This is a genomic window from Pseudoalteromonas luteoviolacea (assembly GCF_018100925.1).
GTDB lineage: Bacteria > Pseudomonadota > Gammaproteobacteria > Enterobacterales > Alteromonadaceae > Pseudoalteromonas > Pseudoalteromonas obscura.
The window spans coordinates 167,675-191,370 of sequence record NZ_JAGJEH010000001.1 but is presented as its reverse complement, the minus strand read 5'-3'; the positions used below and the strand labels follow the sequence as shown (position 1 = coordinate 191,370).

The 23,696-nt window shown below is 41.1% G+C and carries 22 protein-coding genes; 3 read left to right on the top strand and 19 right to left on the bottom strand.

Annotation, left to right across the window (positions count from 1 at the left end):
• Positions 1-138 precede the first annotated feature (138 nt).
• The 13 genes from J8M00_RS00690 to J8M00_RS00630 form a co-directional block, all read right to left on the bottom strand.
• Entirely contained in the window at positions 139-462 is a 324-nt protein-coding gene (locus J8M00_RS00690) for a hypothetical protein (protein WP_211008458.1), read from the bottom strand.
• Positions 463-875: 413 nt separating this feature from the next.
• Complete coding sequence (locus tag J8M00_RS00685) at positions 876-1,364, bottom strand: GNAT family N-acetyltransferase (RefSeq protein ID WP_211008457.1); 489 nt, start codon at positions 1,362-1,364, stop codon at positions 876-878.
• A gap of 129 nt (positions 1,365-1,493) precedes the next feature.
• A complete protein-coding gene (locus J8M00_RS00680) occupies positions 1,494-1,925 on the bottom strand; it encodes a hydrogenase (RefSeq protein ID WP_211008456.1) in 432 nt (143 codons plus the stop codon).
• A 175-nt stretch (positions 1,926-2,100) separates the two neighbouring features.
• On the bottom strand, positions 2,101-2,694 hold the full coding sequence (locus J8M00_RS00675) for a Crp/Fnr family transcriptional regulator (RefSeq protein ID WP_211008455.1): 594 nt from the start codon (positions 2,692-2,694) through the stop codon (positions 2,101-2,103).
• Between the two features lie 658 nt (positions 2,695-3,352).
• Positions 3,353-4,390, bottom strand: a complete 1,038-nt coding sequence (locus J8M00_RS00670; protein ID WP_211008454.1) for an alpha/beta hydrolase family protein — start codon at positions 4,388-4,390, stop codon at positions 3,353-3,355.
• Positions 4,391-4,831: 441 nt separating this feature from the next.
• Complete coding sequence (locus J8M00_RS00665; protein ID WP_211008453.1) at positions 4,832-5,221, bottom strand: barstar family protein; 390 nt, start codon at positions 5,219-5,221, stop codon at positions 4,832-4,834.
• Positions 5,222-5,333: 112 nt separating this feature from the next.
• Positions 5,334-5,531, bottom strand: coding sequence for a hypothetical protein (locus J8M00_RS00660; protein ID WP_211008452.1), 198 nt, complete (start codon positions 5,529-5,531; stop codon positions 5,334-5,336).
• A gap of 333 nt (positions 5,532-5,864) precedes the next feature.
• Positions 5,865-6,287, bottom strand: a complete 423-nt coding sequence (locus tag J8M00_RS00655; protein ID WP_211008451.1) for a hypothetical protein — start codon at positions 6,285-6,287, stop codon at positions 5,865-5,867.
• 109 nt (positions 6,288-6,396) lie between these two features.
• The gene (locus J8M00_RS00650) at positions 6,397-6,891 is read right to left on the bottom strand and encodes a hypothetical protein (RefSeq protein ID WP_211008450.1); all 495 of its coding nucleotides are present in this window, start codon (positions 6,889-6,891) and stop codon (positions 6,397-6,399) included.
• A gap of 536 nt (positions 6,892-7,427) precedes the next feature.
• Positions 7,428-7,883: an NUDIX hydrolase gene (locus J8M00_RS00645; RefSeq protein WP_211008449.1), complete on the bottom strand. Its 456-nt coding sequence runs from the start codon at positions 7,881-7,883 to the stop codon at positions 7,428-7,430.
• 446 nt (positions 7,884-8,329) lie between these two features.
• Entirely contained in the window at positions 8,330-8,950 is a 621-nt protein-coding gene (locus tag J8M00_RS28145; RefSeq protein WP_247687172.1) for a hypothetical protein, read from the bottom strand.
• A gap of 758 nt (positions 8,951-9,708) precedes the next feature.
• Entirely contained in the window at positions 9,709-10,032 is a 324-nt protein-coding gene (locus tag J8M00_RS00635) for a DUF5992 family protein (protein WP_211008448.1), read from the bottom strand.
• 951 nt (positions 10,033-10,983) lie between these two features.
• Positions 10,984-11,622 carry an ABC transporter substrate-binding protein gene (locus tag J8M00_RS00630; protein WP_211008447.1) on the bottom strand — a complete coding sequence of 213 codons (639 nt, stop codon included), beginning with the start codon at positions 11,620-11,622 and terminating at the stop codon, positions 10,984-10,986.
• Between the two features lie 238 nt (positions 11,623-11,860).
• Here J8M00_RS00630 and J8M00_RS00625 point away from each other — a divergent pair, with 238 nt between their 5' ends.
• The gene (locus tag J8M00_RS00625; RefSeq protein ID WP_247687171.1) at positions 11,861-12,382 is read left to right on the top strand and encodes an acyloxyacyl hydrolase; all 522 of its coding nucleotides are present in this window, start codon (positions 11,861-11,863) and stop codon (positions 12,380-12,382) included.
• Between the two features lie 34 nt (positions 12,383-12,416).
• Here J8M00_RS00625 and J8M00_RS00620 read toward each other — a convergent pair whose 3' ends face one another.
• The 4 genes from J8M00_RS00620 to J8M00_RS00605 are packed head-to-tail and all read right to left on the bottom strand — an operon-like array spanning position 12,417 to position 19,194.
• Positions 12,417-13,424, bottom strand: a complete 1,008-nt coding sequence (locus J8M00_RS00620; RefSeq protein WP_211008445.1) for a zinc-binding dehydrogenase — start codon at positions 13,422-13,424, stop codon at positions 12,417-12,419.
• A 38-nt stretch (positions 13,425-13,462) separates the two neighbouring features.
• Positions 13,463-14,881: a TolC family protein gene (locus tag J8M00_RS00615; RefSeq protein WP_211008444.1), complete on the bottom strand. Its 1,419-nt coding sequence runs from the start codon at positions 14,879-14,881 to the stop codon at positions 13,463-13,465.
• A gap of 2 nt (positions 14,882-14,883) precedes the next feature.
• Positions 14,884-18,012 (bottom strand): efflux RND transporter permease subunit, encoded by a 3,129-nt coding sequence (locus J8M00_RS00610; RefSeq protein WP_211008443.1) that lies wholly within the window; start codon positions 18,010-18,012, stop codon positions 14,884-14,886.
• 9 nt (positions 18,013-18,021) lie between these two features.
• A complete protein-coding gene (locus tag J8M00_RS00605; RefSeq protein WP_211008442.1) occupies positions 18,022-19,194 on the bottom strand; it encodes an efflux RND transporter periplasmic adaptor subunit in 1,173 nt (390 codons plus the stop codon).
• A gap of 123 nt (positions 19,195-19,317) precedes the next feature.
• On the opposite strand from J8M00_RS00605, the gene J8M00_RS00600 reads away from it, so the two are divergent.
• Positions 19,318-20,265, top strand: coding sequence for a LysR family transcriptional regulator (locus J8M00_RS00600; RefSeq protein WP_211008441.1), 948 nt, complete (start codon positions 19,318-19,320; stop codon positions 20,263-20,265).
• A 50-nt stretch (positions 20,266-20,315) separates the two neighbouring features.
• On the opposite strand, the gene J8M00_RS00595 is transcribed toward J8M00_RS00600, so the two are convergent.
• On the bottom strand, positions 20,316-20,849 hold the full coding sequence (locus tag J8M00_RS00595; protein ID WP_211008440.1) for a dihydrofolate reductase family protein: 534 nt from the start codon (positions 20,847-20,849) through the stop codon (positions 20,316-20,318).
• A gap of 79 nt (positions 20,850-20,928) precedes the next feature.
• Between J8M00_RS00595 and J8M00_RS00590 the strand changes: the two genes are divergently transcribed.
• Positions 20,929-21,486: a TetR/AcrR family transcriptional regulator gene (locus J8M00_RS00590; RefSeq protein ID WP_211008439.1), complete on the top strand. Its 558-nt coding sequence runs from the start codon at positions 20,929-20,931 to the stop codon at positions 21,484-21,486.
• A gap of 46 nt (positions 21,487-21,532) precedes the next feature.
• Here the strand turns inward: J8M00_RS00590 and J8M00_RS00585 are convergent, their stop codons facing one another.
• Positions 21,533-23,581 (bottom strand): winged helix-turn-helix domain-containing protein, encoded by a 2,049-nt coding sequence (locus J8M00_RS00585; protein WP_211008438.1) that lies wholly within the window; start codon positions 23,579-23,581, stop codon positions 21,533-21,535.
• Positions 23,582-23,696 lie beyond the last annotated feature (115 nt).

Below are 23,696 nucleotides of genomic sequence, written 5' to 3'. Positions count from 1 at the left end.
AGCCTGCAAAAATCGAGAATTGACGATTATTTGTATTACATCACTGAAACGACATAATTATTGATATTCCCGCGCTGAAATCAACGACTCTGACCCTATTGATAGTGGCTTGTCAGCTTTTCTTTATTTACTCAAAATCTACTTTTTTAGTCCTGACGTTACATAAGCAGCAAGAGCGCCTACAGCAGTTGAAGATAGAGCCAAAACACCTTCCGAAATGTTTGGCTCTTTGCTAAAAATTAAGGCTATAGCAGAAGCGACTGGTGATATTATTGCTACAAGCGCCAACGCCCAAATTACCCAGCGAAAATTCCACCTGTTTTCTGATGCAGGCCTCAACTTGCGTATCTCATCCAATAGGACTTTCTTGTGTTCCAGATCTAATTTGGGATCTTCTAATACTTTTAGATAGAGCTTTGATATTTCAGTATCAAGCACCGTATTTTCGCTATCTGTAGCCATTTTCATCCTCTTTGAAAGCTAAAACCTGAATAAACGACGTAAAATAGCAAGCAAAATTAACAACGAAGGTATATTAGCCAGCTATTTTAAGTTCAATGTTTAATTGACTCGTTAAGTCTAAAAATTTAATTTGGTAAGTGTCCAGAAGACAGCCCAGTCGCACCGCAAAGACAAAACAACGGGCTAATTATGTTTAACCATCTATCTTCCAAATGCGTATTTCCGCGTAAATTAATCCACTCAAGTCAAACAAATGAAATTAGACACTCTACAAGGTCTAGTATATTCCTAAACATTCATTTTTATAGTAACCACAATAAAATTTATAGTTTCAATGAATCCGATTGGTACGCTTAACGCAACGTTTAACCTCTGATAATGGAGGTACTCGTGGCAATCGGCTGCACCTCATGTTATACAGCTAAAACTTTTTCCATTAAAAGCGCTTTTTCGCCATAGCTTGAACATACACTGACACCTTTAACTTCTTGGAACCCTATTGTCGACCAAAAGCTTTCCGAGCCCTGTACCGCAACTAGCACTACTTTATTCATTCCTTTATTTTTTGCTATTTCAAATAGTTTTAAGGCTGCTGCACGACCAACTCCTCTCCCCTTTGATTGAGGGCTTATAGCCATATCATGAAGATATAAATACTCACAGTGTGTGATGTTTGGTAATGGTTCAAACAGCTTTGGAGGGTAAACTCCATTCCATGGGTGGGCTAATAAGTACCCGACTACCCCTCCGCTTTTTGACACGCATACAAAGCAAGTGTCAGGAGCAACCGCATTTTTACTTTTGAGTACATCTAATTCTTCAGTGCCAACCTCTTGATAAGACTCATCCTGAATTTCTAAAATCCTATTCCAATGTATTTCTTCTATTTTTTTAAATATCATACGATTCCTCGAACGTATAACGCCGCCATCAGCCGATGATTTTCAGAGTGTTCTAGGGGTTGGACTGACGCAATCAAGTGCCAAACCCAAAGAGGTCGGTTGGATGACGTCGTTATGCAACTATTACGACTACCAAAGTATTGGAACTAATCCAAAAACCAACAAGCTGCAGGCAATAAGTGATAGCAGAGACCCTGTACGTACCATAATCTTAACCGTAAGTTCGGTTATTACGGTAGCTGAAAACCCAGCGCCAGCGATTGGCAGTGCTTTACTCGCACCAGCCACAGACGCAATAGTTATCCCTAGCCAAATAAGTATGAAGCCCAATGCGCAGCCATAAGCCACAAAAATGTCTAAAGATTGAGGCAACTCAACCAGAGACCAGATAACACCAAAAATAACCAGCGCCATTGCGCATTGGACCGCAGTTAAGTGACCAGAAAGAGCCATCCGGGAATTTTTCACGGACGGTATCAGGGCTCCTTGCATTAAACCGACAAGAAAAAAGACGGTTCCAATAAAGATGAGTTGTGCACCTATTTGTGTCAGTTCCATCATGACGCTCCATACTTATACATGACACTAGCCTCATTGTCGCAACTTGCATTCCAGACGTGTCGAATGTATGGCTGGCAATTTTGCCTCTGTTGGTATCTAAATTTTTGAAAGGTATTCACTGTTCATCTCCTCCATAGAAAAAACACATGGTAAACAGCGAAATACTAAAGTTCATTCACCTAGATTCATTTTTTAATTTACTCAATGTTTGGGGGGCGATACCAAGATAAGAAGCGATGTGATATGACTTAACTTGATTAAATATAAATGGGTATTCATCAAGTAAACGATCATATCTTTGGGCAGCAGTCTCTGACATAAGAGACAGAACACGTTTATATGTTGCCGAATAGTAGGTGTTATGCATCCATATTCTTGCTAAACGCCCCCATTTTTTATCTTGTGATATAAACTTATCAAGCGCTTCCAAAGGCGCAACATAAAAAACCGAATCTTCAAGAGTCTCAAAATTGAGCATTGATCCTGTTTTTTCATAAAAACTGACACTATCGTCCATAAAGTGGTTTAAACCGTGTTTGCTTTTACCACGAAAATAGAGCTGCCAAGTATGTTCTTTGCCATTCATGTCATTTAAATATGATCTCGCTAATCCACTTTTAATAAACCATATCTCACTAAATACTTCACCAGCGTGATGTACCTGAGTTCCTTTTTTGACATGTTTTATGTCAAATATTGCACACGCATCGGCCCACTCATCATCATTGATAGGGATATAATGCTCAATCATTTTTTTAAAGTATTTCATAAAGCTATAGTTTTTAAAAAACGTCCACTGGTTTATTATATTCGTTGTCAACTATGTTTATACAGTTCGATAAAGAGCGAAACGCCATTTGCTACAAATCAGCTCCCCCTGTCATGAAGTGAGATTACGATGATCTAATTAATTGCACAATATCTAGTTATAAGTATCGTAAAATATAGCTTTGCCGAATTCGCTGCAAAACACTTCCAAGAACAACCCTCTAAATTCAACAACCTAATAAGAGTTAAAGATATCTTATTCCTGGTATAGGGCTGTGATTTATTGGGCTTGCTCGTAGCATGATAGAGATGAAATAGTCGTATAGGAAATCACCTCAACACTTAAAGTCGAAGGTAACTTTTTCAGCAAATCTGAAAAAGTAGCCAGTGCCATCAAATCCGGGAAGTAATGCGATTTTCACCTTAACTTGAACGCCTTAATAATTGACAAGTCTTTGTAAATCGATTTTTGAGTTCGAAGAAACGTAGCACAACGCCTCCTGTTAAATTTACTACTAATCAATTTGTTAGGGCTTATTTATACTTCTTTTGTGGAAAACAACATGAGGCACAAGAGAATTGCCAAAGTCCTTGGGCGAGTATGTTTAGCACCTAACCTAGACAATTCACAAGTGTTATTTCAGTTTTAGCGGCAACAGTTATTTTTCACTGGTTTCTCGCTTTAAATCAATCCATTCGACCATGGTTTCTATTGCACTAGGAGAAAAATGCTTCTTTTTTATAGAAAATAGAGCATCTAGTGGTAAATCAGGTCTCAGCAAGCCATGTGTGGCATTACGGATCGTCACCTGCTCTAGACTGGCATGCTGTTGACTTGAGCTTGCAAAAGCATGCGCAAATTCAATTTGGCTATGTTCAATGTCGACATGCACGTCACTGTCGCCATATATGGCTAGCATGGGAAGATTAAGTTTACTAAAGCCTTCAAAGACATCTGCATCAATGTTTTTTCTAACAAAGTTAAATCGCGCTTCATCTTTTATCGGCTCAGGCATGTAAGGGTCCTGATGCAGTGGGGCTGCGAGGTAATGGTCATACCCAGCTTTTATTAGCTGATACTCTTTGGCGGTTAGCTGATTAATACGCTCGATTGCAGCTAGGTCGTCAGCGCTAATTGTTCCTTCATCCACCAAACGGATCCACATACTATATTGGCTCTGAGACAACCAATTAGCCGCACCGCCAACAAGCACCATAAAATCGAGTTGCGATTCATTGTGCAAGTTTGCAAATACCCAACTTGCTTGGCTAAAACCAAGTAAACCAATCTGGCTTTGTTGGTAACCCGCTACACGAAGATATTGAATCGCATCTTGTACTTCAGTAGCTCTCTCTTTCATAGATTGCGATAACCAATTGCCTTGTGATTCGCCAACCCCCGGTTTGTTCCAAGAAAAAGTAGCAATATTTTTAGCGGCTAATGATTCGGTTATCGGGAGGTAAAAGCTCTTAGCTGTGCTGTCCATAGCACCATCACCGTGAACGAAAATGACAATTGGATCAAATGCCGTGTGATGTTTTGGTTTATAAAGACGGCCAACGAGTTGATGGTTGAGTGAATCGAAGGTATGCGTTGTATATTGGAGATCATTTTGCGACTGATTGTTGTTACAAGCAGATAATAAAGAGACGAAAATAAATACGACTAATAATACCCAAAAATTATACTTTTTCATGATGAGCTGTTTCCTTAGCAAATAAAGTCAGTGAAACTATAAATGCTTTTAATGTGAGAAACTGTGAGCAGTCGTAACGCTTTATCTAGCTGGGTCGTCACATTTGCCGCGGCTCCCTTTGCTGAAAAACCTTAGCGATGCTTGTGGTGATGCAATCTAAAAAGTTAAAAAACTCACTCAAGTGAAAGAAGTGTTCAGCATTGACGGTTGAGTCGTAACGAAGGACGCACACATGACAGTCTTGGCGATCTGACACCTGCTGTATATCGAGCAAAACTGGACAACTCTAATTTAAATATTTGTCATTGAAGAGGAGGTAAAAATGGAAAGTAAAGTGTTTACTACAATAATGCGATGCCAAACCCTATAAACCTGATTTTAAAGGCCTTATTAGTCCTTATCCTCAATTACTAGCTGTATCGCTTGTTGTGTGCCTTCATATCATGACTGACGTTCATGAACTGATTGAATTGCTGCCACGATGTCATTGCAGAAATTAGGTAACAACTTTTCAGTTGCCAAGAAGTTTTTCCACACGATGGTACTTGGAAATTCAATGCCAAACCCTCCAAATAAGCAATCATCAAAACTTTGGAAACACTGACCAAAGTACCCTTCTGCTCCATTAACCATCTCGCCAATCAGGCAGAAGAAATCAAGCGGCTCATTAATGAGTTCACCGTCGATTTCAATGACTCTATTCGCCATACTCTCAATGATAAAGGATTCATCATGAAAGAACCTATCGCATGTGCTCTGAAGCCACAGTTCTTTGCCGCCAGTAGAAAGCTCACGCCAGCATCCTAACTCATTTAATGGACTTTTTTTCATCTTATTCCTAACAATCGATACTTGGTAAGAAAGGCAATCAGTATTGGCCGATACTTTTGCTATTGTGTGTAAAAATCGAGACAGCTGCTTTGTGCCTTATAATTTGATTTTATTACACATATGCGTACATTAGCTTTTCGAATTCTTTCGGAATTTTAAAGATTCGAAATAGGTCAGAATCAACATATTCAAGCTTTTTCTTACGTCGATGAACTAAACTTAACGAGGTGAGATGATTGTTTATCGGAGGTAAGTCTTTTTGCTCAAAGTGACAATCATCAAGTGGACAGCAAATACTAAACATTGCCATAATTCTCTCCGTCTTTATAAAGCGCTATCAATCTACTAAAGGAGCAGTATGCAGGAGTTGAGCGAAGCAAAAAGCTCTCTCATTTTAACAAGCTCCCCCTCAGTTCTACACCACCCTCCTTGTAAAGTCACTATATCGTGTATCGCAGAAAGAACAAATAACCAATCGGATATGAGCGCTCTATATGCTCGCCCACAATGCTCGCATAACAGCGCCCAGATTCGTTATTCCTATCGCCAAAGTGAAACCATTAACGCCAATAATGCTTTAACCATTTTTAAAGTAGTATCATACCAACAATACTTTACACGCTGGTCAAAAATGCCTAAGTAATTAGGACACAAAATAAATCACTGCGACATTTAGTAATAGCCCTATAAATGAAGAGCCAAAGCCATAAGCGAAAAGTCGGAAAGTCGAGGAAGCAGTCTCATCTTGTGTAATAAAACCAATCGCAAATGCGCCAACTAAAATTCCAGGGCAAGAGAAGATATAAAATAACCAAATCATCGGCTCCGAATTTTTTGCCAAGAAATAAAATACACATAAATAAATGAGCATTATTAGTGAGGCCCCAGCAATAAGCTCAGTTTTCATTTTAGCCGATGCCAATACAACTAAAACTATCGCTTGCGGCCCCCAAAAAAAGGTAAAATTTCCAAAGAAATATTTATCGAATGGCGACAATAAAATGGAAATTACCACACCTAGAACAATCACACCGCAGGCTAATTGATTATTTTTATACTGGACCAAAAGATCACACCTCAATAAATATATTACGGTTTATATAGGGCGTATCGAACATTGCTAAAATTAGCAAATAAGAAGCTGTAACCAACTGTTTTACGTCCCTTGGTTACAACTACTTTTCATCTTCGTCATAGATAATTGATGCAAGAGCAGGACGGACAATCGCAAGAATTAGAGCAATAATTACGAGTCCCCCAATAACCAACTTAACTAGTTTAAAGAACCATGCGCTTTGCCATATTTTAACAGCTTCTTCTTCTAATTTTTTTTGCTTGATAAATGCATCATAAGCTTTATTCAGATCAGTATGTTTAGTGATTTCCGGATATTCAATGACATAACCAATTTTAGCCAGTGAGACTCGAGCTAGCTCTGACTGTTCTTGATTGACATAAAGCATATGGTTTTTAACATCGGTATAATAGTAAATGCGTTCCTGATCTAAGACATCTGCAATTTTAACCGAATCAACCAAACGCATATCTTGAATTAGTGGTCTATAAACTAGGTTATCTTCATTTGCCCACTTAACAATAAAAATTGCAAGCAACACTGACATACTCAATACGAATAGTAATTTGTGTTCTTTCGTAAGTAGTTTACTCATTTTATTTCTCCCCATGATGCCGAGATTACGAGTAATTATGGCGTTTTATGCAAACCGTATAAAATAACAGAACAAATGAGTACAACCTTTATCAGCTTTCCATTAGTACATTGTTTTTCTGCTCAAACCAAAAAAACATTGTTAAAACAGTTATTAACCAAGTGGCTACTCCTCTATTTGAAATATTATATTAAGCACATTAGGTACGATTCGGAGAAATCCCCAGATACGTGTATTACCCTCATCAATTCTGAAATTGGATAGTGGAGTACCTAGATTCGACAAAATGATAAAAAAGGCTGGTTCTGGCTCAAACAAGTGAATTGTAAAGTCACTTATCAATCTAAAAACAGCGAGGACTGTTCAGCCTAACATAGGCTTTATCCACCGTTCACTCATCCGTGGCGCTACGTTGGTGAAATAATACATTCCGAAAAGGTCCAATCAACGGCCTCCTGCATTTATATAATGCCAAGCATTAAAATGAAGTGAAGCGTATAACCAGCCTTCTGAACTTTACATTATTAAACAGTTTGTTATACATTTGATTTGCTGTTTAATATTTTATCAAATAACGCCGGTAAACAGTCAGGCTTGAATGAATCCATACCCGCCTGGTCCATTTCTTTCCGCGACCACCATTTCCATTTTTGGATTGTAGACTTTTCTTCTTCAGTCCACTGGGCTGCAAACACCTTACAGTTAGACGCACACCCTACCAAATAGTACTTTTCTTGCCATTTTGCTGGGGTAGATCGCGCAACGGCAAAAATATCTTCACGCTCCATAAGTAGCTCGCCGATCTCATTGGTTAAGCCGGTCTCTTCATACAGCTCTCTTTTGGCTGCGTCTAAATAGGATTCACCTTCTTTCAATTCTCCACCAGCTGTGGCCCAAAATGGTTCGCTTTTATGTTCATCCTTGTATTGAAACAACAGTAATTCATCTTGACCATTCACTATCATTAACCTTGAGCATTGTCTTGTTTTCAAATTTTTACTCCAATGTTTCCAAGTTCATAATTGTACACTAGCGTGAATTTCCGGAGTTTTCATTTATTCAAAACCAACATCTGCTGCCAATAAAATTAAATTTATTTAATAATTTTAGTACCTTAACAGCTTTAATTTGAATATTTAACGCCCCAATAACCGCTAACAGCGTAATTTACGTTGGTTCGAAACCAAGCTGCATCTCCTTTTGGCTATTCTCGGTGCATGCTTAATCCCTCGCACAGCTGTCGGCTTATCATCTGTCAATGGATAGAGCCATATACTGTGAATTTCTACAAATATTGTGTTGACTCGAAATTATCGCATGCTCCCTAGCAAGCTGAATGTGAAGTCATAACCTCTGAGTATGTAAAGAATAAATGCTTGTACGCCAGGTTAAATCAATAAGCCAACTGTATAGGGAGCATGCTGAAGAACGATAAAAATCAGCGTTGCCTCTTACATTCTGATTGTTTAGCGCGTCTAGCTGCATTTGCTCTTTTATTTAGTTCACAAACTAAAGGGTTTACAGAAAAAAGCTTAGGATTCGTATCTGACATAAATAGGCACTCCGTTTTTGATGCTCCTTCGGCACGTACTTCAAGCCGTATTAAATACCTATGCCACATTTCATGCCTTACTTTGACTATCTCTTTTAGTTCTACCCGTCGCTGTTTATTATTGTTTATGAACAATAAAGCATCTCCATCATCATACACAGTATCAGGCACGTCCAAACGACAAAATTTAAATAAGGTAAACCCATAAACTATTGTGAAAATTGGCGCAAATATGAGGCTCATTGATCCATTAAATAAGAATCCTGATGTAAAAACAGCTGGAATTAAGACAAAAAACACAAACATAATCATGATGTATATAGCATTGTTGTGATATGTGCAAGATGAGATTTTTTTCATGTGTGCATATGGGTTAGACTCTTCTATTTCAGCAATCAACCTATCGATTTCCTTTGCCCTTTCAGGGTACTTATCGCGATCAATTGCCTGAGCAGACAGATACAAATCATTAAGAGAGTAGGTAGAAAAGTCTATTTTTCGAGCCATATGTATTACTCCCCACAAGCGGCTGAATATGCGCGACAGCGGCCAAAAACCTTACTAGTCGACATATTTTAGCGTGCCTAAAACCATGCCAATTTTACTTTTTTATTTCAATATTGGCAATTAAATTCATCTCGTAACCAGCCCGTACCTGTAGGCGCTATCAAAAAGTGAAGAGTAGAACCTTGTTATTTGCGACAAGAGTTGCTGTCATGGCACTTGTTGGGCAAGCTGGTTTGCTCAGTCTGGGAAAAGCGTTCAAGATTATTTGGTGCGCAATAAAGTTTATTGAAACGAGATTAAAATTAACGGTAGTGGAGTAAATGCATGATAGGTGAAAGATTTTGTCGATCCAATTAGTTCAGCAGACACAGATAAAAGAACAGTAACTAGCTACATCGAGTATTTTGATTTATTAACTTTAATTATGGATTATTGTGAAGAAAGTATGCATATTAACTTGGAACTATTGAAAATTTTAGCTAGTAAGTATGTGTGCCGTGTATGAATAAAGAAGAAAAGTATGAAAATAGTCTAACCCGAGCACATTTACCCGATACGGCCTGACATCAAGTTGTCATAGAGGGGTAAAGGGAATTGAATATAAATCATGTTCAATTCCCACAGGGTAATTTGGTTACAGAATTCATTTTTCAGATTTAAACTGAATAGGTTGGCGTATTTTCAGATTGAAGTAATTTTCACTATCAAGTAAAAACTTACCCGGTCACCACCTTCTCTTTTACTTTTAAATCAACTTATTAGTTTGTAAAAACACCAATAAAGTTTGCTCCGCCACACTCGTTGTTGGAGTAATTGTGTATTCTAACTTTTTTGCCACTCATTGACGCTGCTAATGCAATTGAAAAAGCTTGATTATAGGATTGCTCTGACTGCGACTTATTTGCAGGAAACTCCACCGAACCATTAGCGCATGGGCCAGTGCCTCCACTAAGCTTCACATAAAAAACATCTTTATTGCCACTAGAACTAGCAACCTCAGTAATTACAGCATCCCTAACCAATTCTCCTGCACCACTATAGAATGGTAAAATAAACAAACTCAAACAAAGCATTTTTTTCATAAGTCCCTCCAATAAATCAACTTATTTCCCTGCAAAGAAACTGCACATTTAAAAATTTAAAATTTATATTTAAAAACCATAGTAACAAATTAATATAAATTTAAAATATAGCAATTTGATTTTACAAAAAAATTAACCACGAAGACTTAACCTCTTCGTGAACTACTAGTAACTAATCATGAATACCGTGTGTTGCTTATAATCAAGGCACTAACTCAAGATCACTTCTTATGATCTTACCCACCAACTGAAGTCCTTTTAATTATCAATTAAATTAATCTAGATGGCACTATGAGAAGTTCGCACATTGAAGTTTTAAATTCTTTTTGTACCATGTATATGGCCTATTAAACAAATTGTGAATCCAGCTGTGCTGTAAAAGTAAAATAATCAGTATTTTTTTAACTTCATTACTGATTGACGCGTTTCAGCGTTTTTTATTTTGTTTAACTCTCCTATTGAAGGTCTAAAACTCCCACTTAGTAAACTCAATCAGATTGTTTTAATTGCGCCTTCAGTTCAGACTTGAAGTTGTATTACGTGGTCTATCCCACACATTTTCAAATACCTAAATACGAACTTCCCTTACTTGTTTGATTCTAAACTGGTAACGGAATAAAAAATGAGTGAAAGGTAGAGATAAAAAGCACCACCTAATCGCAATTAAGTGGTACTCAGTAGGTTGATTTTGAAACCAGCTAGAGGGTTATATTCCAAGGTGCAAAAACTTGAGTATATCTTTAGCCAGCTCTAAGCAAAAAGCATTGCATTTGCATAAAAAATGGCTTTTGTACTACTTTTCTAAACTTATTCCGTTTAGAGCTATTTGACCTAAGCTTAATATGACAGTGTTTAAATCAAGCGATTGTAAGAACGTTTTCATAATATTTATCGCGTACACTGAATACTAAATTGGTGTAAGTTTTTTAGTATCCTTTTAAAAACAACCAACTAAATTTCATTTCTTTGTGACTGTCTAAGCTCATGATTTAGTTGTTCAAAGCCAATTTTGCTGATTTTTAATACTAAACTTTGACGTTTTACACTTAACTGCGATACCTGTCGAGAAACCACATCATAAACTCGCCATTGACCTTGTGGGTCTTGCTTAAATTTGAAAATCAATTGCGAACGTTCGCTATTGGCTTTCTCTATTTCAACTGCTGCTTCGGCAAACTTGCGACCCTGATTGGTTTGCAAGGTCTTTAACGCAACATCAGCCCCTTTATAATCAATAAGCACCTGCGCATACATGTTTACTAACTGAGATTCTATCAATTTGGTGAACTCTGCAGTTTGCTGCCTATCTAGTCCCCTAACATGTTTGCCAAGTAGCTTTAAGGACGAAAACTCTAAGTCGAGATGAGGAACGAGCTGTGCGTTAACCAGTTGTTTCGCCCTTTGATCTCGCTCTACGTCAGGAAGTGCAGCCAATTGTTGTGTCGCATCCATAAACTGTAAGCTCAAATCACGGGCCAAAGTATCAAGCTGCGCGTGCGACGCCACACTTTGTTGGCTATGCGCTGATATGCTCAAACTCATTGCCAGTCCAAGTATGAAAGTAAGTGCTTTTAACCAGTCGTTAGTCATGATTTTCTCTTTCGTCGTTAAGGTGCGATTAAGGTAATTGTACACCCCCTTTACTGATAAATATGTCAACAAAAATTCAAATGATTGATGCCATAACGGCACAAATTGAAAATATCAAATAAAATCAAACGACTATCAAAATGATGCCAATAGCGCACCAATTAGATGCTTTTTTACTTCTATTTAGACACAAAAAGAACGCGCAAAATACATCAAAATGGTTATCGAGAAGTACTCTATGAAACACATACCTAGCCTTCTTTTTTCTTTAGCCTTGTCGACTTCGGCAATGGCCGGTACATCCCACGGTTATGGCATACATTACATTCATGGTGAGGGTGATGTTCGAGGTGTTAAGCTTGCATATCAATATCATACCAATGACTGGCTACCAGAGAGCTGGCACCTCGTTAATATGTATTTTGAATCAAGCGTGAACTTTTGGCGGTTTGGCGACAGCGGTAAGTATGATCAAAATTTTGTATTGGCCGTCTCCCCTGTTATCCAATACCCCATAGCTACCGTTTACAACAAGCCTTTATCTATTGAATTTGGCATTGGTGTAGCGTTATTAGAAGATACACAATTTGCAGGCAAAAACGTCAGCACTCACTATCAATTTGAAGACAGACTTGGCTTTGTCTATGACTTAGGAGATGCCAATATTGCGATGCGGTACATTCATTATTCTAACGCGGGGTTTAAAAGCCCCAACCCTGGGCTGGACTTTTTATCTTTATCGTATTCAGCAAAATTCTAAACGAAAAAGCCACAACCTAGGTTGTGGCTTTTTATTATACGTGTTCTATTTTTATCACTGGTCGCTTTTGACACGAGGAGGTGAGCAAACACGACAAAGTATCTTTGACGGCTTGAGCACTAAACTCTATGAGCTCTATGTCAGGCACTTTAAGCTGCCCTGACTTCACATCCGCTAGTAGCTTTTGACCCATAAAGCATAAGTGCTGTTGCGCACATAAGTTGTTTGCCAGCCAAGCTCCGCCGATTGACACCACCCCAATATTTGGCGCTTTCTCAAACAGCAGCTCTTCTGGAATATGACCAAAACCATTTAAACAGGCAATACGACCACAAAAACGCAAATGTCTCAGGTCTTCGATAAAAGAATCTCCACCTGATGTATTTAGAATACAATCGAATCCTTCAGGACCTATTTCACGTTTAATCTGATCACAAACGCTCTCTGACTCACAGTCAAAGGCAAAATCTGCACCGAGCTTACGCAGCCTTTTGTGATGTTCCTTTTGTGCAAACGCAAACACTTGTGCGCCTTTTTGCTTTGCATACTGAATTGCAAAATGCGCCACCGCCCCTTGTGCGCTATTAATTGCCAATGAGTCGCCTTCTGTAAGCTTTAACTTTTCGATCGCAAGTAGCGCAGCCATACCAGCATTAGGTAGGATAACTGCTACCTCAGGGCTGATACCCGTTGGCAATTCAGACACCGCGTGGTTTGGCACTACGGCAAATTCCTTTAGCATCCCTTTTTGGGCCAAATTGGCATTAAATAAAACCCGCGCCCCCGCTTTAGGAAATACCCCTTTGCCTGCTTGGACCACAGTGCCAACGGCATCAAGGCCCAAAATATGCGGATAGTCCCATTGGCTAAACCCATCTCTTGCCATTCTCGCATCTAAGTGATTGAGTGCCACATATTCAATGGCTACCAGTAGCTCATTGCTACTTGGTTCTGGCATCGCCTGCTCACTCATGACTAAATCAAAGTCGAGCCCATGTGAGCGAAGCTCCAAGGCCTTCATCTTAGTTTGTTCGGTAGACATAGTTGCTTGTTTCTCCAAAAGTGGCGCGTTTGCGAGCATTAAATGCTCGCAACTAAAGCCTTAGACCATTGTCCGTTTAATTCACCATATACACTTACCGACGAACTAAGTAGCATATTTCTCATGGCCATTTGCGATTGTTGCGCTATTAAAACATCTTGTCGCGCATCCAACAACTCAAGATAACCCAATTGTCCCTCTTTATATCCCGCTGTTGCTTGCAAATACGCATTTTCTGCCGCTACAACTTGCTCATGTGCATAATTTAGCTGCACTTTTGCTTGAGATAAAGCCCGGAGTGAATACTCAGCTTGCGCAAGTACATTGGTAAGCTTTTGGCGATAGTCATAATAGCTGGCCTGTGTGATCGCCTCTTGTCTATCTAGCTGAGCCAGTAGTTGTGGATAGCTAAACAGCGACCAACTCAGGGTTGGAGATACCTGCCAATTAGATTGAGTATCCGTAAAATTTAAAGCCGTTGGGTTCAATACCCCCGCAAACGCAGAAAAACTAATATCTGGGTATAAAGCACGCTCAGCACTTTGCGACAAATAGTTTTGTTGCTTTAACGTTGCGATAGCACTTTGCACATCACCACGTTGTAATAACGCATCTGAGGCAGAGCTCAAACTCACAGTAATCGCGAGATGTTCGTAGCGCGATTTACTAAGTGCATGTAGGCCTAAGTTGTCTGTCGATTTATTGGTTAACACAGCCAACGTTTGCTCAACCTCCGCAAGCTCAGTCGCTATTTGTGGCAGCCGCTGTTTATGCTCAAAATATTGTGACTTGGTACGATTAAGCTCAAGCTCGGTCGCCACGCCCTCTTTAACACGGATCTCAATGATCGCAATGGATTCTTCCAACGCTTTCAGCTGTGCCTCTGTTAATTGCTGAGTCTGCTGCAGTGCTTGCCATTGTAAATAACTTTGAATACTGGTTGTCACTAACTCGCCCGCTAAGGCTTGGTATTGCCCTTGCTGTGATTCAGCTGCCGCTGACGCCGCGTTGGCAAGCTTCGTAATGCGCCCTGATAAATCAACATCCCATGTCAGCGTTCCACCACCGTTTAGTGACTCAGTAACACTACTTTGCGTACCATTTGGAAGTAAAGTCGTGCCTCTTTGCGCAGCAATATTCACATTGCCTTGCGGTAAACGTGCACGCTGCGCTTCACTTAACCCCGCCATTGCAGCGCGCAAGCGCGCTGCAGAAGCCTTAAGGTTTTGATTGGCTGACATCACATCAGCCACCAATTGGTTTAAATTATTGTCATCTAATTGCTGCCACCAGTTGGCTTCATCAGACATAGTCACTGCTGCCAGTGCCTGCGTGTTTTCAACTTTGGTGTTAAACGTCTGCTGACTTGCCGCTACATCTTGCTCATACGATGTGCTAGTACACCCAACCACAGAAGCCACAGCAAGACTTATAATAGACAGTTTAATTGCTCGCATGTTTATTGCTCCTTAGGCGTTACTAGACGATAAAACACTGGGGTAAATAGCAAGCCAAACACCGTGACACCTATCATGCCGAAGAATACCGCGTTACCCATGGCTTGACGCATCTCTGCACCCGCTCCTGATGCCAATACTAGCGGTACAACACCTGCGGTAAAGGCGATAGATGTCATCAAAATTGGACGTAATCTTAAACGACATGCTTCAATAATTGCCTCTAAATGCGTCGCGCCCTGAACATGTTTGTCTCTGGCAAACTCCACCATCAATATGGCGTTTTTCGATGCCAGCGCAACTAATACAATCAATGCAATTTGCGTGAAGATGTTGTTGTCACCGCCTAGCATATATACACCTGCTAGCGCTGAGAATATTGTCATAGGTACGATTAAGATGATCGCCAGTGGCAAGCGTAAACTCTCGTATTGCGCTGCTAGAACCATAAATACCAGTACTACAACCAAGGGGAATACGTACACCATAGTATTACCAGCCAAGATCTGCTGATACGTCACTTCTGTCCATTCAAAAGCCATGCCTTCAGGCAGTGTGTTTTCAAGCACTTTTTCAATCGCTTGCTGCGCCTGATCCGAGCTGTAACCCGGCGCTGGACTACCGTTAAGCTCAGCGGTCACGTACCCATTGTAGTGCATCACACGATCTGGACCCGTCGTCGCTTCTACAGTCACAACAGAACCTAGAGGTACCATGTTGCCAGCAGCGTTACGTACTTTAAGATTATTTATTTGCTCCTTCTTGGCTCTAAACTCAGCGTCAGCTTGTGCTTTCACTTGGTAAGTACGGCCAAATAAGTTGAAATCGTTTACGTATACAGAACCGAGGTATACTTGCAATGCATCAAATACTTCCTGCAATGGAATACCTTGAATAAGCGCCTGCTCACGGTCGATATTAATGTCCATTTGCGGTACCTGTACTCTAAAGCTTGAGTAAAGCCCGGTTAGTGCTGGGTCTTGCTGAGCAGCACCAATGGTCGCTTGCAGCGCAGCAAAAAGCGCTTCAAACCCTTGGTTAGCTCGGTCCTGAATTTGTAGTTTAAAACCACCCGTTGTGCCTAAACCTAAAATTGGCGGCGGCGGAAATACTGCCACAAAGGCTTCATCAATGGCTGCAAAACGCATATTGAGCTGCATCGCAATTGCCTGTGCTGACAAACTCGGGTCGTTTCTATCGGCAAAATCATCTAAAGGCGTAAACACAATGCCGCTGTTAGTGCTATTGGTAAAGCCATTTACAGATAGACCCGGGAAAGCAACCGTATGGGCAACACCTGGCACTTCAAGTGCAATTTCTTGCATCTGCTTAATTACTTCTTCTGTACGCTCTAAGCTCGCAGCATCAGGTAATTGCGCAACGGCAACGAGGTACTGCTTGTCTTGTTGTGGAATAAACCCACCTGGCACCGACTGGAACAAACCAATAGTAGAGCCAACCAATGCGAGATATACCACGCCCACAACCACACTCATACGGATCAGCTTTTTAACGACGGCTTCGTAGCCTTTTGCACCTTTATCAAATAAACGGTTGAACGGCTTGAATAACCACGCTCCAAATAGCTTGTCCAAAATACGGGTTAGTCGGTCTTTTGGCGCATCATGCGACTTTAACAAAATAGCTGACAGCGCTGGCGACAACGTCAGTGAGTTAAATGCTGAAATTAGCGTGGAAATAGTAATAGTTAATGCAAACTGCTTATAGAACTGACCAGACAAGCCTGTGATAAATGCTGTTGGGATAAATACCGCACACAATACAAATGCGATGGCAATAATTGGGCCTGTAACTTCGGTCATGGCAATTTTAGTTGCCTCATACGGACTGTGACCGTCGGCAATATTACGTTCGACGTTTTCAACCACAACAATGGCGTCATCAACAACAATACCGATTGCCAATACCAGACCGAATAAAGATAAGGTATTAATAGAGACACCTAACATTTGCATCACAGCAAACGTACCAATCAATGATACTGGTACGGCGATCAGAGGGATGATAGACGCACGCCAAGTTTGTAAAAACACCACCACCACGACTACAACTAGTAGGATCGCTTCCATTAACGTCATGATTACGGCATCAATTGAGCCACGCACAAACACAGTTGGATCATAGGCAATTTCGTATGTCATACCCGCTGGGAACGTTTTCTCAAGACGCGACATGGTTTCGCGCACATCGTCCGACAATTCAATTGCATTGGTACCCGGACGTTGGAAAATCGGCATCGCCAATGCTGGCTGATTATCTAACATGGCACGCAGTGCATAGTTTTCTTGGCCAAGTTCAACTCGAGCGATGTCTTTTAAGCGAGTTAGTGCGCCATTCTCGCCCACTTTAATTACAACACTTTCAAATTCTTCAATGCTGCCTAGACGACCTTTTACATTTAATAAGATCTGGAATTGGTTTTCTTCAGGCGTCGGTTGTGCACCCAATGAGCCTGCAGCAACCTGCTGGTTTTGAGTACGCAGTGCAGTGACTACATCTGAAGCCGTTAGGTTACGTGCTGCAAGGGCATCTGGGTTCAACCACACGCGCATCGAATATTTAGCGCCACCAAATAGCTGTAAGTCACCGACACCCGGTAAGCGTTTTAATTCATCTTTGATATACAAATCAGCATAGTTAGCCATATACGCGGTGTCTTGCTCACCATTTGGCGAAACCAAATGTACAACCAATGCTAGGTTAGGTGATGACTTTTGAGCGGTTACACCTAAACGCTGCACTTCTTGTGGCAATCGCGGCAACGCATTGTTTACACGGTTTTGTACCTGTACTTGCGCTTGGTCAAGATCGGTACCCAGTGCAAAGGTTACAGTCAGCGTTAAGCGACCGTCACTGGTAGCTTGCGAGCCGTGATACAACATATTTTCAAGGCCATTTAGCTCCTGCTCAAGGGGCGTAGCCACCGTCTCTGCAATAACCTTAGGGTTTGCGCCAGGGTATGTTGCGTTGACAACCACGGTTGGAGGTACAACTTCTGGGTATTCACTGACCGGCAACTGGAACAGAGAAATAGCCCCTGTGATGATAAAAATCATCGACAGCATGGCCGCAAAAATAGGCCGGTTTATAAAAAAGTGTGAAAATTTCATAATGCTCTCTTAGTTTGCCGCACTGAGTAAAACAGGTGTTGATTCAGACTGCTTTAAGACAAACTGAGTATTTTCAAATGCTAAGCTGACTGAATTTGGTGTAATTGGCATACCCGGCCCAACTCGCGCTGGACCATTTACCGCAATGCGATCGCCCGCTTCTAAGCCCGATTTAATTGCGCGGAATGCGCCATAGCGCTCACCCAGCTCAACCAAGCGATATTGCAATACATTGTTTTCATCAATGGTTAATACAAATCGGTTTTTTAAATCTGTACCAATTGCGCGTTCTGGGACGATAGCCATTTGCTGTGCATTTTGTGCACCGATTGATACACGCGCAAATGAACCTGGCTTAAGGTTGTGTTGTTGCGCATCAAATACTGCACGCACGCGCAATGTTCCGGTATTTGGGTTAATTTCGTTGTCGATAAAATCAAGCTTACCTGACACCTGCGTTGCTTGACCTAGGCGCTGCAATTGCACAGAAATTTCATCTTGAACAGACACATCAGCAAATTGGCGGCTCCAAGTACGCTCATCAACATCAAAGTAGGCGTAAATTTCATCATCAGAAACAATGGTTGTCAGCTCTGTCTCACCCGCTTTAACGTAATTACCCTTGGTCGCTATCGCGCGAGAAATAGTGCCACTGATAGGCGCTGAAACTTGACTAAACTCCAAATCTAACTGCGCATTTTGCAGACGTGCCTCGATGGCATTTTTGTTGGCTATTGCGCTACGAAGCGTCGCACTGCGCTGCTCTGCTTCTTCTGTAGAAATGGCATTTTGTGCCACCAAACGATTTGCACGCTCTGCTTCACCGCGAGCTTGTTCTAAACTTGCTTCAGCGCTTACAAGCTGTGCCTGTAAAGTGTCAATTTGTGCTTGGAAAGGTCTCGGGTCAAGACTAAATAATAATTGACCTTTGTTGACACGTTCACCTTCGGTAAATGCCATGCGTTCAATTTGACCGGATACACGTGGTTTAAGCAAAACTCGCTCTGGGGCTTCGAGGCGTGTTGTAAATGTATGCCAAGACTGAACGTGCTCAAGCTGCACGCTTGCAACGTCAATAGTTAGTGGTGTCGGCTGTTGTCCTTGCTGTGCATTAGACTGGCCACAACCACTTAAAACGAGGGCAAGGGCCACTGCACTGAGTGATAAACCTAACTTTTTCATTTGTTGCTCCGCTGGAAATTAATATGTGGACATCGTACGCCTGTTATTAATGACTAAAAATAGTGGTTTTTTAAAAACATTAATGCCAGAATGGCACCAATAGACTTTTTAGTGATGCCAATAATGGATACAACCAGTCGTTTAATCATGCTTTTAGAAGTTGTTGAGCAAGGTTCTTTTTCAAAAGCTGCTGAACTCAGAAACATTGACCGCTCTGTTATATCTAAACAAATCAGTAAATTGGAAGAAGAGCTTGGTGTTCGATTATTAAATCGTACAACCCGTTCGTTTTCCTTAACGGCCGCAGGGGCAGAAATGGTAAAAAAGGCAGCGGAGCTTAGGTTACTGCTGCAAGATACAGTGCAAATGGCTGAAAACTACCACCAAGAAGCCAGAGGGTTATTGCGAATAACTTCATCGAGTTATTTAGGTAAATACTACCTAATGCCCGTCATCAATGACTTTCAAAAGCGTTTTCCGCAAGTCACAATAGAGCTGCGACTAGATGACAGAGTGATTGACATGGTCTCCGAAGGGTTCGATTTGGCTTTTCGTGTTGGTGAACCAAGAGACTCCTCCTTAATTGCCAGAAAAATAGCTCGCAATCGTATGCTCATTCTGGCTACGCCGCAGTTTATCGAAACCTATGGTGAGCCAAAAAAGATGGCAGATTTAGCCGAGCTGCCCGCTGCGGCTTATACGAGTAATCACATTCGTTTTGAGTCGATTAGTTACATTGATGAAAAGGGAAAGCAACAAGAGCAACCCATCAACCCGGTATTCAAATCAAATGATGGTGAGGCGCTGTTAGAAAAAGTGCTATCTCACAATGCCTTTTGTACGGCACCTGCATTTTTCTTTGCCGATCACGTTGACCACGAACAGCTGGTCCCTATGTTAACTGACGTCAATTTGCCTGATTACAGTGCCATGTATGCGGTGTATCCTCACCGAGATCTCCCTGTGAGAACACGCCTATTTTTAGACGCAGCAAGACATTATATTGGTGACCCCATCCCACGCTGGGAGCATAATATCCCTAGAATAAATGAAATATACCAACCCAAGTAAAACCCATAAAGGTTGAGGACATACCACCTCCCCCCTTGCATCAAATCGGCCTAGCGCTTTCGTGCAAAAGCGTTTTGGCAGATGCCATTTTCAAACCGTTCAGAAGATGTGCATGCAAAGTTAAGTGCCTGTGATTGCTCGCCAAACAAGCGTATGCCACTGCCCAATACAATAGGGATTGTGGTGATGATCATTTCATCAATCATATCTGCTTTTAAAAAGTGCTGTATTGTCACGCCACCATCAATATAAAGATTCTCAAACCCCTCATCGTTTAGCTGTTTTACAAGTTGCGACAGCTCCCCATTGACTAACCTTATTTTATCTTCATAGCCATTAGGTATGTCCTGCAACGTATTGCTCAGCACAAATACGGGTTTGGTATACGGCCAGTCACAGTCAAAACTGCAAACGAGTTCAAAGGTGTTTCGTCCCATCACCAACGCATCTATCGAAGCGATATGTTTGTCATATCCCAAATCAAGCCCTTCAGTACCTGGAATTGAATGAAGCCAATCAATTCCATTGTTCTTGTCTGCGATAAAACCGTCCAAGCTCGTTGCGATGAATACGATATTAGCCATGAATTCCTCTTAGTTGATTTAAGTAATAAACTCAGTTATTCTACACCGTAGAATTTAACAGTCAAATACTGAATTAGATATGAGCAATGATGCGAAAAAGCGCGGCCGCCCACAAAAATCACAAAGTGCACTAAGCAAAGCTACTATTGTTAATGCAGCTAAAAATATGATGGCAACAACAGGCAGTATTCCCAGTATCCGTAAGTTATCGGCACAACTTGGGGTCGATGCGATGGCGATTTACCATTACTTTAAAAACAAAGATGCCATGCTAGAGGCCATTACCACCTCACTAATTGAAGATATTTATACACCACAAAACACTGGAGATTGGCAACAGGAACTCAGCGCTCTGTGCAAAAGCTATCTTGCGACGCTAAGTCAATATGACGGACTATTACACACTTTACTGAGCATGAAATCTGACAGTCCAGCAGAAGTCTTTATTGGCCGGTTTGAGCAAATTATCAACGTATTAAAACTAGAACGCAGCCAGTCTGAAGTTTTTTTGCATCTGTTAGTAGACTACCTCCACGGGTTCTCACTCGCTATGAGCTGCGACAAAGGTAACACACTGAAAATTGATGATATTGACAAACCGCTTGGGTTTTTAATAGCAGGTATTAAGCAGGGTTGATCTTTGACAGAGTACCCCACGCTTACATAGCTTGCTGCACTATAAATTATTCAATCATCACTATCTCTTTTTGTTGTGATATTAGCTTTTCAAACAGCAATTGTGAGTCACCAACATCAGCAATAGATAATATATTCGCATCAAGCTTTTTAAGCTGCTGGTAGCGCGCGTGTTCAATATCGTAACGCCAAAGCCAATTAGCGCTTGAAAGTCCATATAAAAAGCCGTCGCGTTCAATAAACTGAGCTTTATGAGCATGTTGGTTTAGTACCGATAAGGCCACTACTTGACCCTGCTCTACACGCCAAAAATGGCCTTTCAGATCCTGATAAATCAACGATTGGGGCTTTAGCAACACAGCATCTCGAACCGCTGTTTTAAGTAAAACCTCGAACTTTCCTTCAAAGGATATTGTAGCGAGATGTGTTTCTCCGTGCTCCTGATACGCAAACAAACTATGAGTGAAGAGTTTAGAACGATACAAACCTTCGATGTTTTTATCAGACACTAAAACCCTGCGCTGGCTACTTAAATCGTACTGATAAAGCGCTTGGTTAGTCGCGATAATTATACCTTTACTGGTTTGTAACCACTGAAGCGCGTGTACCCGCTCAGGACCTTTAAATTGCGTAATGCGTTTTGGTTGTGTACCACCAGATAACCATACTTGATCACTGCCATTGCGCGCTGAAATAAACGCCAAGTATTTTTCATCTGGGCTAAACTGACCGCCATGCTCTCGCCTAGTAGAACGACTTTGAGAGGTAAACACATTTGAGACCTGCTCATGCTCGAAAGATGCAGAGACTAAATCTGAATCGTAGGTACCATAAGTTCCCACGATAGCATTGGTGCGTGGATGGAAGTTAATACTATAAATATCTTGATGCAGGGGTAAGATGATAGGTTTTACACTGCCATCAAAACTCAGTTCAAACAAAGCTTTGCCACTACCATAAAGCAACCTTTGCGAATCAGGGTCAAAATTGGGATAAATGCGAGTACTGCTATCAAATGACGCGGGAAAATCTATGATATTTTGCGCAACGAGCTCACCAGAAGGTTTTAGCAAACTCAATACTTGCCCACCTTCTTTATCAAGCCCTATCACAGCCAACAATTGATGAGTGGCTGAATACCTTAAAACATATAAATGTAAATTTTTATCTTCAAAGAGGGTGTCAACTTGGTGGTCGCTTGTATTATGTATCGCAACACGTAAGAGGTTGTTTTGCATATCAAGTGTGGCAAATGAATCTGAAGTTAACCACTGCGGATGATACATCCTGGTCGACTTACATGCTTTTAGTGCATGTGGCGTTTGTGGTTTTTTCAAGGCTTCAGCAAAGTCGATTGCCACCAAATCCCAGCAGTTTTCGACCGTGTCATCGTATTCAATGGACACCTTCTCACATGCTCGGTTTTGCAAAAAGCCCAGCTTTTTTCCATCTGGTGAAAACGTGAACCCCGAAAATTTAGCGCCGCTAAGTGTGAGCTTAATTGATTGCTCATTTGCAAGATCTTTTGCCCATAGCTCACTCTTGCAACTTTCCAAGTGACGGTAAAATACTAAGTATTTACCATCAGGTGAAAAGAGCCCCGCGCCTTCTTGTACATCGCTGGCAGTCAAAGAAGTAAGCTGGGTAAACTCTGCTGCCTCCTCTTGCTGCTTTGCAAAGTAAAACACGCCTATAAAACTGCTCATGATGCATGCGAACACCAGTAAAAGCCCAGGCTTTGTGGCTTTCTGTGCATGTCTGTGTGCCACATCTGTGGATTGGGTTTGCCTATCGCACCATAAAACTGGCACTTCAAGGCTATACCCTTGCTTAGAGTGCGTTTTGATTATGGACTGAGACTTGCCGTCATCGCCAAGTGCTTTTCTCAGCTCTGCTATAGCACGCTGCAATGAGTTTGGTGATACGACGACATGTTTCCATACTTCATCAACCATTTCATCATGACTCACTACTTGACCTTGCCGTTTAGCCAAACAGGACAAAACAGCGATGACCTTGGGTGGCAAAGTGAGATGATGATCTTGATAGGTGATCTGGTTCCTAGAGGTATCGATTGACCGCTCGTTTATTATCATTATTTGCTGCACGTTTATCGGTCCAATTTATATTTATCTTTTACTCGCTACATCCATAGTAAACCATAAATAAGCAATAACTTCATGAAGATATCAACAAAACTTCAGGTAGATT

Coding starts and splice junctions, on each gene's coding strand:
- J8M00_RS00600 (WP_211008441.1), top strand. CDS start 19,318: ATGGATACAACCAGTCGTTTAATCATGCTTTTAGAAGTTGTTGAGCAA.
- J8M00_RS00605 (WP_211008442.1), bottom strand. CDS start 19,194: ATGAAAAAGTTAGGTTTATCACTCAGTGCAGTGGCCCTTGCCCTCGTT.
- J8M00_RS00650 (WP_211008450.1), bottom strand. CDS start 6,891: ATGAGTAAACTACTTACGAAAGAACACAAATTACTATTCGTATTGAGT.
- J8M00_RS00685 (WP_211008457.1), bottom strand. CDS start 1,364: ATGATATTTAAAAAAATAGAAGAAATACATTGGAATAGGATTTTAGAA.
- J8M00_RS00660 (WP_211008452.1), bottom strand. CDS start 5,531: ATGGCAATGTTTAGTATTTGCTGTCCACTTGATGATTGTCACTTTGAG.
- J8M00_RS28145 (WP_247687172.1), bottom strand. CDS start 8,950: ATGGCTCGAAAAATAGACTTTTCTACCTACTCTCTTAATGATTTGTAT.
- J8M00_RS00630 (WP_211008447.1), bottom strand. CDS start 11,622: ATGACTAACGACTGGTTAAAAGCACTTACTTTCATACTTGGACTGGCA.
- J8M00_RS00620 (WP_211008445.1), bottom strand. CDS start 13,424: ATGTCTACCGAACAAACTAAGATGAAGGCCTTGGAGCTTCGCTCACAT.
- J8M00_RS00665 (WP_211008453.1), bottom strand. CDS start 5,221: ATGAAAAAAAGTCCATTAAATGAGTTAGGATGCTGGCGTGAGCTTTCT.
- J8M00_RS00590 (WP_211008439.1), top strand. CDS start 20,929: ATGAGCAATGATGCGAAAAAGCGCGGCCGCCCACAAAAATCACAAAGT.
- J8M00_RS00675 (WP_211008455.1), bottom strand. CDS start 2,694: ATGAAATACTTTAAAAAAATGATTGAGCATTATATCCCTATCAATGAT.
- J8M00_RS00625 (WP_247687171.1), top strand. CDS start 11,861: ATGAAACACATACCTAGCCTTCTTTTTTCTTTAGCCTTGTCGACTTCG.
- J8M00_RS00680 (WP_211008456.1), bottom strand. CDS start 1,925: ATGATGGAACTGACACAAATAGGTGCACAACTCATCTTTATTGGAACC.
- J8M00_RS00635 (WP_211008448.1), bottom strand. CDS start 10,032: ATGAAAAAAATGCTTTGTTTGAGTTTGTTTATTTTACCATTCTATAGT.
- J8M00_RS00670 (WP_211008454.1), bottom strand. CDS start 4,390: ATGAAAAAGTATAATTTTTGGGTATTATTAGTCGTATTTATTTTCGTC.
- J8M00_RS00690 (WP_211008458.1), bottom strand. CDS start 462: ATGGCTACAGATAGCGAAAATACGGTGCTTGATACTGAAATATCAAAG.
- J8M00_RS00615 (WP_211008444.1), bottom strand. CDS start 14,881: ATGCGAGCAATTAAACTGTCTATTATAAGTCTTGCTGTGGCTTCTGTG.
- J8M00_RS00585 (WP_211008438.1), bottom strand. CDS start 23,581: ATGATAATAAACGAGCGGTCAATCGATACCTCTAGGAACCAGATCACC.
- J8M00_RS00610 (WP_211008443.1), bottom strand. CDS start 18,012: ATGAAATTTTCACACTTTTTTATAAACCGGCCTATTTTTGCGGCCATG.
- J8M00_RS00595 (WP_211008440.1), bottom strand. CDS start 20,849: ATGGCTAATATCGTATTCATCGCAACGAGCTTGGACGGTTTTATCGCA.